The organism is Acinetobacter sp. CIP 102129 (genome assembly GCF_000368305.1).
Taxonomy (GTDB): domain Bacteria; phylum Pseudomonadota; class Gammaproteobacteria; order Pseudomonadales; family Moraxellaceae; genus Acinetobacter; species Acinetobacter parvus.
The window spans coordinates 40437-56224 of sequence record NZ_KB849332.1; the positions used below are offsets into that span (position 1 = coordinate 40437).

Annotated in this window: 16 protein-coding genes, 1 tRNA gene and 3 pseudogenes; 8 read left to right on the plus strand and 12 right to left on the minus strand. The window is 41.9% G+C overall.

The genetic code is table 11. The annotated features are described in order from the left end of the window. The first annotated feature begins 35 nt into the window (after positions 1-35). Positions 36-1262: a DUF445 domain-containing protein gene (locus F973_RS00220; RefSeq protein WP_171062281.1), complete on the plus strand. Its 1227-nt coding sequence runs from the start codon at positions 36-38 to the stop codon at positions 1260-1262. A 105-nt stretch (positions 1263-1367) separates the two neighbouring features. On the opposite strand, the pseudogene F973_RS14205 reads toward F973_RS00220, so the two are convergent. Further along, positions 1368-1484 (minus strand): annotated as a pseudogene (locus F973_RS14205) (transposase domain-containing protein); the annotation flags it as partial. A 113-nt stretch (positions 1485-1597) separates the two neighbouring features. After that, positions 1598-1673 (minus strand) — tRNA-Gly (locus F973_RS00225). Between the two features lie 227 nt (positions 1674-1900). On the opposite strand from F973_RS00225, the gene F973_RS00230 reads away from it, so the two are divergent. The 5 genes from F973_RS00230 to F973_RS00250 all read left to right on the plus strand — a co-directional run bounded on the left by F973_RS00230 (position 1901) and on the right by F973_RS00250 (position 4733). Further along, entirely contained in the window at positions 1901-2209 is a 309-nt protein-coding gene (locus tag F973_RS00230) for a BolA family protein (protein ID WP_004758590.1), read from the plus strand. A 9-nt stretch (positions 2210-2218) separates the two neighbouring features. Next, the gene (locus tag F973_RS00235) at positions 2219-2611 is read left to right on the plus strand and encodes a SirB2 family protein (RefSeq protein WP_004758591.1); all 393 of its coding nucleotides are present in this window, start codon (positions 2219-2221) and stop codon (positions 2609-2611) included. Between the two features lie 80 nt (positions 2612-2691). Further along, positions 2692-3534: a ParA family protein gene (locus tag F973_RS00240; RefSeq protein ID WP_004680085.1), complete on the plus strand. Its 843-nt coding sequence runs from the start codon at positions 2692-2694 to the stop codon at positions 3532-3534. Between the two features lie 9 nt (positions 3535-3543). After that, entirely contained in the window at positions 3544-3933 is a 390-nt protein-coding gene (locus F973_RS00245; RefSeq protein WP_004680087.1) for a hypothetical protein, read from the plus strand. Positions 3934-4142: 209 nt separating this feature from the next. Continuing rightward, positions 4143-4733, plus strand: coding sequence for a LysE family translocator (locus tag F973_RS00250; RefSeq protein WP_034432032.1), 591 nt, complete (start codon positions 4143-4145; stop codon positions 4731-4733). A 12-nt stretch (positions 4734-4745) separates the two neighbouring features. Here the strand turns inward: F973_RS00250 and F973_RS00255 are convergent, their stop codons facing one another. Then, on the minus strand, positions 4746-5384 hold the full coding sequence (locus F973_RS00255) for a DedA family protein (protein WP_004675267.1): 639 nt from the start codon (positions 5382-5384) through the stop codon (positions 4746-4748). A 103-nt stretch (positions 5385-5487) separates the two neighbouring features. Here F973_RS00255 and F973_RS15375 point away from each other — a divergent pair. Together F973_RS15375 and tnpB are read left to right on the plus strand one after the other, a co-directional pair. Further along, positions 5488-5682, plus strand: a pseudogene (locus F973_RS15375) (DoxX family protein); the annotation flags it as partial. Between the two features lie 245 nt (positions 5683-5927). Then, positions 5928-6194: an IS66 family insertion sequence element accessory protein TnpB gene (gene tnpB / locus F973_RS00260; RefSeq protein WP_004756707.1), complete on the plus strand. Its 267-nt coding sequence runs from the start codon at positions 5928-5930 to the stop codon at positions 6192-6194. A 66-nt stretch (positions 6195-6260) separates the two neighbouring features. On the opposite strand, the pseudogene F973_RS14210 reads toward tnpB, so the two are convergent. The 9 genes and pseudogenes from F973_RS14210 to prpC form a co-directional block, all read right to left on the minus strand. Then, positions 6261-6416, minus strand: a pseudogene (locus tag F973_RS14210) (IS982 family transposase); the annotation flags it as partial. 212 nt (positions 6417-6628) lie between these two features. Next, the gene (locus tag F973_RS00265; protein ID WP_004758593.1) at positions 6629-7294 is read right to left on the minus strand and encodes a pseudouridine synthase; all 666 of its coding nucleotides are present in this window, start codon (positions 7292-7294) and stop codon (positions 6629-6631) included. 95 nt (positions 7295-7389) lie between these two features. Next, positions 7390-7839 (minus strand): hypothetical protein, encoded by a 450-nt coding sequence (locus F973_RS00270; RefSeq protein WP_004758594.1) that lies wholly within the window; start codon positions 7837-7839, stop codon positions 7390-7392. Between the two features lie 590 nt (positions 7840-8429). Then, positions 8430-9317 carry a DMT family transporter gene (locus F973_RS00275; RefSeq protein ID WP_004758595.1) on the minus strand — a complete coding sequence of 296 codons (888 nt, stop codon included), beginning with the start codon at positions 9315-9317 and terminating at the stop codon, positions 8430-8432. Between the two features lie 155 nt (positions 9318-9472). Next, complete coding sequence (locus F973_RS00280; RefSeq protein WP_004758596.1) at positions 9473-10051, minus strand: DUF4126 domain-containing protein; 579 nt, start codon at positions 10049-10051, stop codon at positions 9473-9475. A 125-nt stretch (positions 10052-10176) separates the two neighbouring features. After that, the gene (locus F973_RS14215) at positions 10177-10320 is read right to left on the minus strand and encodes a zinc ribbon-containing protein (protein ID WP_004665293.1); all 144 of its coding nucleotides are present in this window, start codon (positions 10318-10320) and stop codon (positions 10177-10179) included. Between the two features lie 121 nt (positions 10321-10441). Further along, positions 10442-11881, minus strand: a complete 1440-nt coding sequence (locus tag F973_RS00285; RefSeq protein ID WP_004758598.1) for a P-loop ATPase, Sll1717 family — start codon at positions 11879-11881, stop codon at positions 10442-10444. 78 nt (positions 11882-11959) lie between these two features. Beyond that, positions 11960-14578 (minus strand): Fe/S-dependent 2-methylisocitrate dehydratase AcnD, encoded by a 2619-nt coding sequence (gene acnD, locus F973_RS00290; protein ID WP_004758600.1) that lies wholly within the window; start codon positions 14576-14578, stop codon positions 11960-11962. Then, positions 14578-15735 carry a bifunctional 2-methylcitrate synthase/citrate synthase gene (gene prpC / locus F973_RS00295; protein WP_004675296.1) on the minus strand — a complete coding sequence of 386 codons (1158 nt, stop codon included), beginning with the start codon at positions 15733-15735 and terminating at the stop codon, positions 14578-14580. The genes acnD and prpC overlap by 1 nt, the downstream gene beginning before the upstream one ends. Positions 15736-15788: the final 53 nt, after the last annotated feature.

Genomic DNA, 15788 nt, shown 5'->3' on the forward strand with positions numbered 1-15788 from the left:
GGACTTGAAGGACCAATACAATAATGTTTCAAGAAATGATTGCAGATTTTCAACAGAATTTCTGGTTATATATTTCAATCCCGTTTATCAGTGGTTTTATTGGCTATGTGACCAAAGTGATTGCAATTCAAATGATGTTTGCACCACTTGAATTTAAGGGATTAAGGTTATTTGGTCTTCCAATTGGATGGCAAGGGATTGTTCCCCGCAAGGCTGAGAAGATGGCAACCATTGCTGTTGAGTTGATGACCTCAAAGTTGATTCAACCACAGGAAATTTTTGCCAGACTTGATCCCAAGCGTATCGCCCAGGAAATTGAAAAGCCGTTAATGGCCTCTGCTGAGGATATTACTCGCGAAGTTGCACAGCAATATCAGCCTGGTTTATGGGAAGGCATGCCAGAGTTTGCCCGTCAAAAATTGATTAAACGGGTTCAGGCCAAAGCCCCTGAGATTGTTGAACATATCATGGGCGAAGTGCAAAAAGATGTGATCAAATACTTTGACATCAAACACATGGTGATTAGCAATCTCCTCAAAGATAAGCGTCTTCTCAACGAAATTTTCAAAAAAGTCGGCAAACAAGAATTTAAATTCTTTAGTAATGTCGGCTTTATTTTTGGTTTCGCTATTGGTGTAGTGCAAATGGTGTGTTGGGTGGTCACTCAAGGAAAATATCCTTGGATGCTGCCAATGTTTGGTGGCTTTGTCGGCTTTTTTAGTGACTGGATGGCTTTACAAATGATGTTTAGACCATTGTACCCAAAGAAGATTTTGGGCTACACATGGCAAGGTTTGTTCATCAAGCGTCAAAATGAAGTCGCGGCAGACTATGCAGCGCTCATTTCTAAACAATTACTCACATCCCGTAATATGATGGAAGAGCTTTTTTCTGGAACCAATTCAGATAAAGTAATCGAACTCGTCAGTCGCCATGTGAAACAAGAAATTGATCTACAAGCAGGTATTGTTCGTCCACTGGTGGTGTATGCGATTGGCGGTGAAAAATATCAAAACCTTAAGAGCGAAGTGGCTGAACGTATTTTACAGCAACTGCCAGAAACCATGCGTTATGTAGAGTCTTATGCCGAAGATGCGATGAATGTCCGCAATACGTTGGTCGAAAGAATGCAGCGGTTAAGCCCTGAAGAATTCGAAGGGATGCTCCGCCCTGCATTTAAAGAAGATGAATGGTCGTTGATCATTGTGGGCGCGGTGCTGGGTTTCCTTGTTGGGGAAATGCAGATCCACTTTATGTTGTAAATCTAAAATCCGTACAATTAAAAATAGGGAGCAATTGACTCCCTGTTTTTTATGATTAAAAAGTTAATGAGCATCGTAAGCGCCCGCTGAACCCCATGCCTACTTTTAATTTTGGTCGGATTTCCAGCGGTGTGGTAGCAATTCTTCAATCTGGGTCACTTTATGCGTCGGCAACCTTTTCAGCACATTACTTAAATAGGCATACGGATCCAGTCCATTGGTAATACCCCCATTTTTAATTGAATCGAATAGCGAAAGAAGAAGAGCTTTCAAAAAATATAGTAAAATCAATAACAAAAAAAGGCCCTAATCTTTCGACTAGGACCTTTTAAATCTGGAGCGGGAAACGAGACTCGAACTCGCGACCCCAACCTTGGCAAGGTTATGCTCTACCAACTGAGCTATTCCCGCGTGCCAGCTATAATACATTAAGCAAAACAACGGTCAATAACTTTATGCAAAGAAATTGCTTAATTGCATAAAATAAAAGCATTTTCAGCCTAAAAACCAAGAAAAACGCACTTTTGCTCAGGATTGGATAATTCAGACATCGAAGTCGCTGTGAAATCTCAACAGACCCACCACTTTCAGTCATGTATACTTGGCAGCTATCTCAATCTGACCTGACAGAGTGACCGATGAATTTAGAACAACAGTTGATTAAACGTTTACAAACCTTGGCACCCATCCATCTTGATGTGATCAATGAGTCGGCAGGGCATGGCGGATATTTCCCAGGCAAGGAATCCCACTTTAAGGTGATTGTGGTAAGTGAGGAGTTTCAGGGGCTGCGTCTGGTACAGCGCCATCAAAAGATCTATGCCGTTGCGGCAGGGTTGATGAGTCCTGGGCAGATTCACGCACTGGCAATTCACGCCTATATTCCAACGGAATGGCAGGGGCAGGCACCTGCAAGCCCTGAATGTGCTCATGCACCAAAAAACTAAGGATCAATCATGGACGCACATTTACTCACTAAAATTGTTCATATGTCGGCTGTAAGTCTATTGATTCTGGTGTTTTTTACCCGTGCGGCAACCCTATATATGGGTGTCAGGGACCAGCAGCCGAACCACCATGCACGTAAAGGCTTTGTGGCATTACAGCATCTATCCCTCACCCTAATTATTGTGACGGGTGCGGTTCTACTGTTTATGAATAACTTTGATGTACAGCCATGGTTTTATGCCAAGATCATTCTATTTTTTGTGTTGTGGTCTTCCCTGATCAAAACCTACAACAAAGATGACAGTATCTTGTTGGTGCAGCGGCGTGCTGGTTTATTGATCGGTACGGTGGCGCTGGTGGGGATTCTGGGGCTGGTCATCATTAAACCAATTTTTGCGTAATTGTTTGACATTGTTTTAGTAATTGTTTTTGCACTAGGTTAAACTGCGTGCAGTTTACAAAAATCTTGTAGAGGGAAATCATGTTAACTCGTGTGGTATTTAACCAAAAAGGTGGTGTAGGGAAATCAAGTATTACAGTCAACTTAGCTGCAATTAGTGCTAAGCAAGGTTTAAGAACTTTGGTGATTGATCTTGATCCACAAGCAAATTCAAGCCAGTACCTTTTGGGTGAAGATGCCACCTATTCTGCTGATAAAGCAGCATTAGAGCCAAACATTGAAAATTTCTTTGAAGATATTTTGGGAAGCACGCAGCAAAAGGGCTTGATTGGTAACGCAATTGGTTCAATTTTGAAAGCACCACGTGGTAAGGGTTTAGAAAGTTACGTTCATCGAACCTCTTTTGAAAACTTAGATGTGATTCCTGCAAGCCCAAGTCTTGGTGCTTTGGAGCATGCATTAGAAAGCAAGCACAAAATTTATAAATTACGTGACTCAATTCAGGCGCTCAGCGCCCGCTATGACCGTATCTTTATTGATACACCGCCAGCATTTAACTTTTTTACCTTATCAGCATTAATTTCAGCAGACCGTGTGCTGATTCCATTTGACTGCGATGTGTTCTCAAAGCGTGCGTTACAAACTTTGATTGAAAATGTGATCGAAACCCAAGATGATCATAATAATCGCTTGGAGATTGAAGGGATTGTGGTCAATCAGTTCCAGTCTCAGGCAAAACTTCCCCGTGAAGTGGTTCAGCAATTAAAAGATGAAGGTTTGCCTGTGCTGGAAAGCATGTTGCCGCCGTCAGTATTGATGAAAGAATCACATCAGAAGAATTTACCCTTGATTCATTTGGCATCTGAACATAAATTGACCGTCGCTTATGTCACGCTGTTCAATGAGATTGAGTCAAAGAAATAAGAGAATCTTATGAAACGCTTATATTGGATGCCTGTGTTGGCAGCGAGTATGTTGTTGGGTGCCTGTGCATCGACGGTTAAACCAGCCTACGTGTCACCCACTCAGTACCAGTCGCTCAATTGCCAGCAGTTGCAGGCAGAGTACAACCGTATCCAGCAGTATATTGATAATGGCGTGCAGACACCAAAACGTACAGGTGTGGGCGTGGGTGTTGGACTTGGTGGTGGCTGGGGCAAAGGCGGATGGGGTTTTGGTCCATCCATCTCGGTTAATATGGGGCAGTCGATGAACACCAAGAATACCGAGCTTGCCAATGTGCTTGGACAGCAGGATGCCATTGTGCAGGCGGCACGGTTCAAGGGTTGTCCAATTATTGTGAAGCAACGTCCAAAATCATAAGTGTTGATCTTCTGTCACCGTGGTTTGCCACGGTGACATATAACTAAATTTTAGCAAAATGTTTCAATAAATAATCAATAGAATCAATATATTGTAAATTTTAAACCACTGATCCTGCTTATTTTTCCTCTCAGACAACATCCTAAAATTTGTGTTCTTGTCCCAAATTCGTTTAAGGTGGCGGGCGTGTAGGGTTATTCGGTATGTCTATGATTGAGAGTTGGTTTTTTGTTTTTGCGATGATCGCGGTGTTATTGATTCCTGGGCCGACCAATGCTTTGCTCGCCAGTTCAACCCATCAACAAGGTGTGTTGAAAACCCTGCCGTTTATTCCTATGGAATGGTTGGGCTATGTCTATAGCATCGTGTTGTGGGCACTCTTTATCCATCTGTTCCATCCCATCTGGCCAGCACTCACCCACATTCTGCATGTTGCCAGTGTGGCTTATGTGTTATGGCTGGCCTTTCATTTATGGAAAAGTTCACACCTGCAAAAACATGACCAGCATCACCCACATATCCGAACGCCAGAGTTGTTTGTCTCGGCCTTGCGAAACCCTAAAACCTTGCTGCTGGCGGCAGGGATTTTTCCCAGTGAAACATGGGACTCGGTAGAGAATACAGTTCTGGTGTTTGCGGTATTCAGTGTGGTGCTGATCCCTGTTTCAATCTTCTGGATGGTGTTTGGCCGTGCCTTACTGGCAGGTAGCCTGGTTGGAATCAAGGCCGACCATTTATATAAAGGATCGGCTATGCTGCTGCTGATGTGTATGTTGCCAATGATCTTTCGTTTCTTCTAGGCAGACATTGAATTATTGTGCTTTACGGTTATCCAGTTTCTGGCGAATAAAACCAATCACACCTGGCAGGATACTGATAATGATGATGCCAAAAATGAGGTGGGTGAAGTTGTCTTTCACAATTGGCATATTTCCGAATAAATAGCCGAGGGTAATGAAAGAGGCAACCCAACAGAAAGCGCCAACCACATTATAGGTCAGGAAAAACTTATAATTCATGCTGCCTGCACCCGCAACAAAAGGCGCAAAGGTACGTGCAAACGGCACAAAACGAGCAAAGATAATGGTTTTTCCCCCATGACGCTGAAAAAACAGCTGGGTGTTGATCAAGTGCTGCTGATTGATAAAACGTGAGTTGATTTCAAATACGCGCGGGCCAATGTGGCGACCAATATGGTAATTGACGGTATCACCCAATACCGCTGCGATAAACAGCAAAATACCGAGTGCCCATGGGTCCATGGCACCCGTTGACGCAGCCAGCGCACCCGCAGCGAACAGCAGGCTGTCGCCTGGTAAAAATGGCATCACCACCAAACCAGTTTCAACAAAGATGATTAAAAATAGAATGGCATAAATCCATATGCCATAATTGGTAATGAACTCTAAAAGATGTTCGTCAACGTGCAGAATAAAATCAATGAGTTCCATAAAATGTAAATACAATAAATTTGAGCTAAATCCTAGCAGTGCCTTTAGGGAAAGTCAGTATAAAAAGCAAAATTATTGGTAACTTTACAGTGTAGAGCTGATCATGTTTAATCCGAATGCCGTTGTAAAAAATATCGTCACGCTGCCAAGCGTTGAGAATATTGTGACGCTGATTGCCCGTATCCTTATGGCCTATATTTTTGTCATTACAGGTTGGGGCAAGTTAACAGGTTAAGGTTATGTCGCAACCGCTCAATATATGGAATCAATGGGCGTGCCTGCCGCACTGTTACCCCTCACTTGGTAGATACACATCGCTATAAACCAACCGATGTTGAGGTGATCAGCATTGAAAAGGTTGCGCATGCTCAGTAAGCGTCCGCTGAACACACCTTATGAATTCGTCCTATAAGCCTTAATTTAGTCCCCACTTAAAAACAAGTGGGGACTTAAATTTATGACTACAAATAACCAGACATCCATCGCATCTCTTGCGAAAAACGAAGAATATACAGTGTTGAATTTAAACGTATGGATACGGCCATGGCTCAGGTGCTGAGAGCCTTTGGCTACATCAAACCGCATTGTGCCTACCTATTCTGTAATAAACGTGGCCATCGTATGAAAGTGCTGGTACATGATGGACTGGGCATGTGGCTATGTGCCCGACGGCTGGAACAGGGCAAATTTCACTGGGCTAAAGTTCACCAGGGTGAAACCGTAGCTCTCAGCCCAGAACAGTTACAGGCAGTGATCCAGGGTTTGCCCTGGCAACGCATTGGACGACAACAAGAGGTCACAATGCTCTAAACTAGCTTGGTACATTCTGCTATTCTCCAAACATTCTATTTCATTCTTCTCATGACCTCAGGCATAGAGTAATGTAATCACATCAGATGCACAAATTTGACTTTGACGCACACGTTTAATCTTGCCACAAGTGAGCATGTATTGCTCAACCTGCTCTGAAATATCAGTGCAGAAACCATCAATTAGGCAGAAAAGTGTTGTAAGCTGTGTGTCGATAGGCATTTTGAGATCATTGTTTTTTTGTCATGATTAAATTTTGATTTAAATGCCTGTCCTTTTACAACTTCCTTATCCCGAATTCACGTTAAGTAGAGACCTGTTCCCAATTTGGATCTGCCTCCAGTAAAATTAGCTTTAGCTGGTCTTGTTGTGGTTTTTCTAATGCCATCCATTTTACTTGCGGGATCGAATATATTTCTTTTATATTCATATTCTTAGAATTCAACATCTGAATATAGTTCAATATCATGCATTTTCAAGGGATGCTGGAATGCCAAATATGCCGCATGTAAAGCCATGCGTTTTAAATGAAACCTGGCTGAATCAGGATGATAGAGTTTATCTCCCATAATCGGATGACCAATATGCATCATATGGACGCGGAGTTGATGTGACCGTCCTGTAACAGGTTCCAAACGGACTCGACTTTGATCTGTTTCCGCATCATATTTCATCAACTGAAATATAGTCTTGGCCTGTTTGCCGAGTTCAAAATGCACCATTTGACGTGGACGATTTTCCCAGTCAGTGATCAAGGGAACTTCAACACTTCCCTCAGCCTGAATTTTTCCTTGTATCAACGCAATATAGTATTTTTTTATTGTACGTGCCTGAAACATCTTGCTGACCGCAACTTCAGCATCGCGGTGTTTAGCAAACATCAATAAGCCAGAGGTGGCCATATCTAGCCGATGAGTGACTTTAGCTGTTGGAAATTTTTCCAAAATCCGCAAATAGGCACTGTCCTGATGTTCAGGCAAGCGTCCCATTACCGATAATAATCCAGCAGGCTTATTGACCACCACCAGATCTTCATCTTCATAAATGATTTCAAGCGGTTCCTGCGGTGGCGTATAGATAAAGTCGTTATTTAAGGGCATGGGCAACAGACAGCCTGGATAAACGCAAATTGGCAACGATTATAGTTCTGCCAAGGGGTTTAGCAAGAGTCCTTAAGCTGATTGTTTAAGACCAATTACGAATTTTTATTGCTCTTGGCTAAATTCTCTTTATACATCTCTTCTAGTGTCGCAATTTCACGATTAAGAAAAGCAATCAGGTAGTCTTTTGCCCGTGCCAGACTCAGTTGCCTGAATGAAACCATATCCTTGGTTTTGCGTGTTACCAGTCCAAATACATCTTTTTTGGGAATGATTACGGGAATGTCACTCTCTAGCTTAAATTCAAGCTGTTGCGACTTGGCAAAGGCATCCAGCGTAATCGAGAGCGTTTGTCCCGAATAGCCATCAGTGACAATAAAGCTGGTATCTGATCCATTGAGCTGTAGTTGACGAATAAGTTGCTGACGCCATGCCATTTCGTCAAATTTCGTTAAAATAGTCGCTAAATCAAATGTACCCAAATGATCGATTTCATTTCGGTTGATATGATGTGGATAGCGTATTTTAAGCTCAAACTCATTCATTATTGTTCTGACCTATTTCCTGTGATCATTTTTTGGTTTTACCTATTGTTTCAATTATATCATTTTGTTTTTTAATATAAAAATATCGACTTCTATTCAAAATAGTAAAGCTTTATCGATGAACCTCACATTTATATTAGATTTTATTGATGTGGTTTTTATTATTTAAGTCTGATTGGTCATATTCTATTTCATTAAATTTTTCAGGGTATCAAGGGAAAACATGTTATTTACTTCAACACCTATAACTTTGTAAGTTATAACCTCTGCCTATAAACTTTTGATCTATAGCGTCCTAAGCCGAATCGAGACCTTTTGGATAAGTACACACTTGCTTTATAAGCTTCGGTGCATGCTACTCTTTTCGATCCCCTTACGGAACTTTAATCGTTCCTCAACCCTTGAGACATAGTTTAGGCAGATTACTGTGGGATTGTTTTCCTAAAAATTACTATTTTTAGCCAGTCATGAAATAATTTTGCATATCCAGTTTTATAATTGGAATTATTTTCCAAATAAAGCATAGATTTACCTATTATCTTCCGATATATCCTGTTTTATCTGTGTATTTTTTCACTTAAAAAACAGATTTAAGCCCAAATCACCATAATTGCGGCCACAATCACCAGCCACAAACCCAAATGATCGGTTTTGGCAAGCTTCTCTTTAAAGAAAAATGCTGAGATCAGTAGGCTAAATAATATTTCGACCTGCCCCAGGGTTTTGACAATTGCCACCGTTTGCATACTCATGGCACTAAACCAACCGACTGAGGCGAGAAAACTACAGATGCTCACGCGCAGGGTTAGGCCAAGACGCTGCCACATTTTATAAAGTGTTGTTCGGCTAAAAATCCCTAGGTAGAGTAAAAGTACAATACACTGAAAGCTGATCAGGCTGCAAAGTACCCATCCTGCACGATGCAGGAACGGCAACATGCTCAGTTCCAGACTGGCTTCGCGGACCAGTAATGAAGTGATGGCAAAGCATAATCCACTTCCCAAACCAATCATTAAGGTTTTAAATGATAATTCAGTGTGTTGACGACCTTTACTCAGTAGAAAGACTGCCACTGCACCAATCAATACACCCACCCAACCCCATGCAGTCAAATGTTCCTGTAGGAATAAAACACCGACCAAAGCCGCCAAAATGGCTTCACTTTTGGCCAGCCCGACACCAATGGCATAGTTCTTCTGCTGGAATAATTTGACCATTAATGCTGTGGCATAAATCTGGCTAATGCCCGCAATCACCACATAGACCCAGAATTTATGGGAGAAATGAACCTGCGCTGTGACAGGTTGGTGCAGATAGAGAAATGCCAGATAGCTAAAGGCAAAGATGGGGGAAAATAAAAATCGAGCCAATGTCGTTCCATAGACATCAACGGTGGTACTGAGTTGTTTTTGAAATGCATTACGCCACGCCTGCATAAAAGCGGCCATGAGAGTGAATAGAATCCAGGTGATTGCCATAGATTGAAACGCAAAATCAAAAAGTGATGGTAATTTACTCTGTTTTAAACTCTTTTTCGATGGTCAATATATCCATTGATTATAGTGATTCCTAAAAATATGTTTGACTTATGATGTTTTTTAAACTAAATCATGTCCATATTCTATCCTTGTTTTTAGTAAGCTGACTGATCAGCATTATTTTGTCTTTTTTTCTGTATCCAACGTGCGACCACAATCACTAAAACAATCACCAACACCGTAATCACGACTGGCATCACAAATGCCAAAATCGACAAGACAATTGAGCCAATCAACTCACCTGTTGCCACTACAAAATTACCGAGGCCACCAGTGGTTGCTGTTGAAACCCCACGTGCAGCTACCGTGCTCATTTGCACCACGCCTGCTGTTCCGCCACCCACGATCAATGCGGCTGCCCACGTCGCAAATTGTGACATTTCTCCACTACTGACTGCCATCGTACTGAGTGTGCCTGCCACTACAGCAGCAGGCGTGGCAATGGTATCCAAGAGATTATCGACCCACGGCACATAATAAGCTGCGATTTCACAGATGGTTGCAAATCCAAGTGCAGCGCATACGGCAGGGATCGCTAACCATTCAAAGCCTTTGGCAGGTTCATACCACCCCATCAGGGTTGCAATGCTCATTACCAATAAAGGCACAAAGACACGAAAACCACAGGCTGCGCTTAATCCTACGCCGATACAAAGTCCTAAAATTGTTTCCATCTGGGTTTTCCTTATTTTTGTCAGATATCGCTATCTTGTTATTTCATACTTTACAGTAACAAAAAAGCCCTATCGAGTGACAGGGCTTTCATCAAAACAGTGGGTAACTGTTTGGTGTTTGCGGCTTAGGCATTCTTACTGTTGAATTGATTGCCAAGGCATTTGGTACACGGAGGTAGACGATCAGTACCAATTTCTAAATAGGTGCGATGTCCGCATTGAACACAAAAATAGAAGCCAGTTCCAGGTCTTTCGCCAGCAGTAACCATCTTTGTTCTCCATAGATTTTAGAAATGGTTCATATACTATAGCGTGATAGTTTTGATTGTTTATTGACCTTGCTGACATAAAGAACCATTAAAATAGCTAACTCCAACTTTATTCAGAGAATCAATTTATATTAAGTTCTAATTCATTAAAAATACTTAGCGGGTCTTCTGGTTGTAATGCCCATCTATATGCAGGATGAACTTCCCAATCATATCCAAAATCTACAAACTTATTTGATAAATATCTATTTTCCTCAAAATATTTTCTATCAATACCATTCGCTGTTTTCTTTCGGGCAGTAATGAAGTTAATCTTATACAGAAATCCTGCTAACTCTTTAGTATCTACAATGTTACCATTTGCCCATCTAAACTTTCCTTGTTCTTCTATTGATTTAATTTTTCTCAACAACATATCTGTTGTATAAACATATCCTTCAGAAGTGCGTCTTTGCATTTTAGATGGCCGCATCCCCAAAATAAGTTTTTCTATATTTGGTAACTCTGATCTATACTCATTTATTGTATCTTGTAATCTTCCTTGAGAATATTCTTCAAAAATAGACTCTAAATGAGATGTTGTAATTAATGTAGAATCTGTCTCTCTAGCTTTCTTTCCTGCTAGTGTTAATAGTTTAACTAAATCCCGTGGGCGTTTACGAATCAACGACATTAATACTCGATACATAGGCACATCGTGCCAATGTCCTCGACCTGTAAATCTTTCCTCTATTACTGGCTTTAAATAATTCATTAACTCCAATTGACTCATAGCCATAAGTTTGACCTCATCAGTGTCATGACCTAGGTAACTTTCTATTCTTTTTACTAATAAAACCAAAATTTCATGATTTGTCCAAGAATACCAAATTACTGATCCTTCAGTTTTATCCGTTGATTCATCTGAGGTTCTAGCCAAATAATATACATCTGATCTCAACCCTATTCTAAAATATATACCTCTGTTCTCAGTTGAAATATCTCGTATAGCATTTAATAATGCGGAAATTCTTTGAATATCTTGTTTTCTTCCTTGCCACCCCCGATCCAAATCATCCATGTATACAGAAATTTTATTATTTTTTAAAAAATCATTTAAAATCATTTTTTTGGAATGACTTAGATCAATTTTATCGTCTTTAATTGTTGATGCTAAAAACTCTAATGCTGCTCCACCAAATCTATTAAGCTTTTCTCTCCACCCTTCGTATAATAAACCAAATCCCGTTAATGCTTTCATAGCTATAATTTCATTAATACCAACTTTCCATTCTCTAATAAGCTTTAAAAAATCTGTTTCATTCTCACCAATACCAATAATATCATCAGGTTTAATCATTATTGTTAACCTATTATTAGCTGTTTCATCATCCCTCGCTACTTGGAATAAAGCTGATTTACCGATTCCTTTATGTCCAACAACAACTCTTAATGGTAAATCATTAACAACTTGGTTATATACTTTATTTTTAAAATAATATTCTTTCAGTCTTTCTAAATCTTCACTTTCAGCAGCTTCGTGCCCAAACAATCTTTGTAATTCATATTCATCAAAATTCATATTTTTCTCTTAAACTAAAAACCCCATCATCAAGATAGGGCTTTTTTCAAACAATATCAACAACTTTCAGCTAAAGAATTAAGTCACTTGACCTTCTAAAAAGTCTTGCGCAAAACGCTGCAATACACCACCCGCTTCATATACAGAAACTTCTTCTTCGGTATCAAGACGACAAGTCACAGGCACTTCCACAATCTCTTCTTTACCATCTGCTGTCGCACGTTCAATCACCAAAGTTAAAGTCGAACGCGGTGCAATATTACCAATTACGCTATACAGCTCAGTACCATCTAAACCCAAAGTTTTACGGTTAATGCCTGCTTTAAACTCAAGCGGTAATACACCCATACCCACCAAGTTAGTACGGTGAATACGCTCGAAACCTTCAGCCACGATTGCTTCAACACCTGCAAGACGAACACCTTTGGCTGCCCAGTCACGGCTTGAACCTTGACCATAATCCGCACCTGCAACAATGATCAAAGGTTGCTTACGGTTCATGTAAGTTTCAATCGCTTCCCACATACGCATCACTTCGCCTTCAGGCTCTACACGCGCTTTTGAACCTTGTTTAATCGTGCCGTCTGAACGAACCACCATTTCATTAAACAATTTCGGGTTGGCAAATGTTGCACGTTGGGCTGTCAAATGGTCACCACGGTGTGTCGCATATGAGTTGAAGTCTTCTTCAGGTACGCCCATTTTGTGTAGGTATTCACCCGCAGCCGAATCCATCATGATCGCATTTGAAGGCGACAAATGGTCAGTCGTGATGTTATCACCCAAAATTGCAAGCGGGCGCATGTTGGTCAAAGTACGTGGTGCAGCCAACGCCCCTTCCCAATACGGCGGACGACGGATATAAGTACTCATAGGACGCCAGTCGTAAAGTGGGCTTTCCGCTTGCTCAACTTCACCGAGGTCAAACATTGGAATGTAGACTTTACGGAATTGTTCAGGCTTCACAGCTTCTTTTACCAGTGCATCGATTTCAGCATCAGATGGCCAGATGTCTTTAAGGTAAATTGGATTACCGTCTTTGTCTGTACCCAATGAGTCTTTTTCGATGTCAAAACGAATTGTCCCTGCAATCGCATACGCGACAACAAGTGGAGGCGATGCCAAGAACGCTTGTTTTGCATAAGGATGGATACGACCATCGAAGTTACGGTTACCCGAAAGTACCGCTGTCGCATACAAATCACGGTCAATGATTTCTTGTTGAATCACTGGATCAAGTGCGCCTGACATACCATTACACGTAGTACATGCATAGGCTACGATACCAAAACCAAGTTTCTCTAGGTCTTTCAGTACGCCAGCTTCTTCAAGATACAATGCCGCCGCTTTAGAACCTGGTGCAAATGATGATTTCACCCAAGGCTTACGTACTAAGCCCAGTTCATTGGCTTTACGTGCCAATAGACCCGCCGCCACAGTGTTACGTGGGTTTGAAGTATTGGTACAAGAAGTAATTGCCGCAATGATGATTGCGCCATCAGGCATTAAACCATCAGTACGGTTTTCAACAACACCTGCAATACCTTTTTCTTTCAAGTCAGCAGTCGATACACGTGCATGTGGGTTTGATGGACCTGCAATGTTACGAGTCACGGTTGAAAGATCGAAACGAAGTACACGTGGGTACTGCGCTTTGCTCATATCCGATGCCCAAAGACCGATTTCTTTGGCATATTGCTCAACCAATGCCACTTGTGCATCTTCACGACCTGTCAGGCGTAAATAATCAATCGTGTTTTGGTCGATGTAGAACATCGCAGCCGTTGCACCGTATTCAGGTGTCATGTTCGAAATCGTAGCACGATCACCAATCGACATGGTGTCTGCGCCTTCACCAAAGAACTCAAGGTATGCACCAACTACGCGTTCTTTACGTAAGAATTCAGTGAGTGCCAATACGATATCCGTCGCTGTGATGCCTGCTTGACGCTGACCGACTAGCTCAACACCAATAATGTCTGGAAGACGCATCCACGATGCACGACCCAACATCACGTTTTCAGCTTCTAAACCACCTACACCCACAGAGATCACACCAAGTGCATCCGTATGTGGCGTATGTGAATCTGTACCCACACAAGTATCAGGGAAAGCCAAGCCATCACGGTTTTGAATCACTGGAGACATTTTCTCCAAGTTGATCTGATGCATGATGCCGTTGCCCGCAGGGATCACGTCAACATTTTTAAAGGCAGTCTTCGTCCACTCAATAAAGTGGAAACGATCTTCGTTACGACGATCTTCAATCGCACGGTTTTTCTCAAACGCGTCAGGATCAAAGCCACCAAATTCCACCGCCAAAGAGTGATCGACGATCAACTGAGTTGGAACCACTGGATTGACTTTAGATGGATCACCGCCTTTATCTGCAATCGCATCACGCAAGCCCGCAAGGTCAACCAATGCCGTTTGACCTAAGATGTCATGACACACCACGCGCGCAGGATACCAAGGAAAATCCATGTCCTGACGGCGTTCGATCAATTGGGTTAAATAGGCAGTTAAATTTTCTGCATCGGCTTTACGCACAAGCTGTTCTGCCAACACTTTCGAGGTGTATGGCAAAGTTTCATATGCGCCTGGCTGAATATCTTCAACGGCTTGGCGCACGTCATAATATTCGAGCTGGGTATCGCCTTGATAATTTGGCAGCGGTTTACGGTATTGATTTGTCATTAACCACGCTCCGCCAATGGTTTGAATTCTAGGTTTTCAGGGCCAGTGTAGTTCGCGCTTGGACGAATGATCTTGCCATCTTGACGTTGTTCAATCACATGTGCTGACCAACCTGCGGTACGTGCAATTACGAATAATGGCGTGAACATTGCCGTTGGAACTCCCATCAAGTGATAGCTCACCGCACTGAACCAATCGAGGTTTGGGAACATGTTCTTCACTTCTTTCATCACTGCTTCTAAACGTTCAGCAATAAGGTACATTTTGGTGTTCTCTTGAGCATCTGCAAGATCACGCGCCACTTTCTTGATCACTTCGTTACGTGGATCAGCGATGGTATAAACAGGGTGACCAAAGCCGATGATCACTTCTTTCTTTTCTACACGGCTACGGATGTCTGCTTCTGCTTCGTCAGCATTGTCATAACGTTGTTGAATCACGAAAGCAACTTCGTTCGCACCACCATGTTTAGGACCACGTAACGCACCGATACCACCCGTGATTGCTGAGTACATGTCTGAACCTGTACCTGCAACAACACGTGACGTAAAGGTTGATGCGTTGAATTCATGCTCTGCATACAGAATCAAAGAGGTATGCATGGCTTGAATCCATTCTTCAGATGGCGCTTCGCCATGAAGTAAATGGAGGAAATGTGCAGCAATTGAATCATCATTGGTTTCAACTTCGATACGACGACCGTTGTTGCTGAAGTGATACCAATACAACAACATTGAACCTAAGCTTGCCATCAATTTGTCAGCGATGTCTTTTGCACCTGCTTCATTGTGATCTTCATGTTCAGGCGTTAAACAACCTAAAACTGAAACGCCCGTACGCATCACGTCCATTGGGTGTGCAGACGGTGGCAGTTGCTCAAGTGCAGTTTTTAATGCTGCGGGTAAGCCACGAAGTGCTTTCAGTTTTGCTTTATAGGCTTTCAGCTCAGCTTTGTTGGGCAGTTTGCCATGTACAAGCAAGTGCGCAACTTCTTCAAATTCGCTACCCACTGCAAGGTCAAGAATGTCATAACCACGATAGTGCAAGTCATTACCACTACGACCCACTGTACAAAGTGCTGTGTTACCTGCAACTTGACCACTTAACGCAACTGATTTTTTTGGCTTGAAGCCGACTGGTGTTTCATTACTGCTCATAAGATTGTCCTTTTTATGGTGTTTATGTGTTTGCACTTTTACCCCCTCTAAAT